This window comes from Sodalis-like endosymbiont of Proechinophthirus fluctus (assembly GCF_001602625.1).
Lineage (GTDB): Bacteria > Pseudomonadota > Gammaproteobacteria > Enterobacterales > Enterobacteriaceae.
The window spans coordinates 67,074-67,295 of the sequence record NZ_LECR01000092.1 but is presented as its reverse complement, the minus strand read 5'-3'; the positions used below and the strand labels follow the sequence as shown (position 1 = coordinate 67,295).

Genomic DNA, 222 nt, shown 5'->3' with positions numbered 1-222 from the left:
CGCCGGCGCCCGGACCGATATCGATAATGTGATCGGCAGCACGGATAGCTTCTTCGTCGTGCTCCACCACGATCACTGTATTGCCGAGATCGCGCAGATGCACCAGGGTTTCCAGCAACCGCTCGTTATCGTGTTGATGCAAACCGATAGAGGGTTCATCCAGCACATACATCACACCTACCAGGCCGGCGCCAATCTGGCTGGCCAAACGGATGCGCTGCG

At 58.1% G+C, this 222-nt stretch carries 1 protein-coding gene; it reads right to left on the bottom strand.

What is annotated here, in order from left to right; translation table 11 throughout:
• On the bottom strand, window positions 1-222 hold a 222-nt coding region (locus BG74_RS18630; RefSeq protein WP_244267512.1), incomplete at both ends, for a UvrA family protein.